Source organism: Microvirga sp. 3-52, from assembly GCF_018383585.1.
Classification (GTDB): Bacteria; Pseudomonadota; Alphaproteobacteria; order Rhizobiales; family Beijerinckiaceae; genus Microvirga.
In genome coordinates this window covers 1-527 of sequence record NZ_JAHAMK010000090.1, presented here as the reverse complement: position 1 = coordinate 527, position 527 = coordinate 1, and the positions used below count along the sequence as shown (strand labels likewise).

Annotated in this window: 1 protein-coding gene; it reads left to right on the top strand. The window is 63.0% G+C overall.

Features of this window, described 5'->3' with window-relative positions; translation table 11 throughout:
- The coding region (locus KHP60_RS24885) for an outer membrane protein (protein ID WP_213566939.1) at positions 1 to 527 on the top strand (527 nt) is incomplete at both ends.

The following is a 527-nucleotide window of genomic DNA, read 5'->3' as shown; positions in this document are numbered from 1 at the left end:
TTCACCTGGACGGGCTTCTACGTCGGTGTGAACGCCGGCTACGGCTGGGTTTCGGATGACCGCATCGTCGATCCGGTTTTCGGCTTCACCGGCGGTGATGACGAAGGCGGCTTCGTCGGTGGTGGCCAGATCGGCTACAACTACCAGATCGGTTCGTTCGTGGTCGGTCTCGAGACGGACATCCAGTACGCCGATCTCGGCACCCGCTATCGCTTCAACGCGGCTATCCCGGGCTACGAGGAAGACGATTCCGACGATTGGTTCGGCACCGTTCGCGCTCGCGCCGGTGTGGCCTTCGACCGCGCCCTCATCTACGCCACCGGCGGTTTCGCTTATGCTGACGACGCCACCGGCTGGACCGTTGGTGGTGGTCTCGAGTACGCCTTCACGAACAACCTGACCGCCAAGATCGAAGGTCTGTACGTGAACCTCGAGCGCGACGACAACTTCGTCAGCCCGACCGCAACGGGCGGCAGCGACGAGAGCGAGTTCGGCGTGGTGCGTGCCGGTCTGAACTTCAAGTTCGG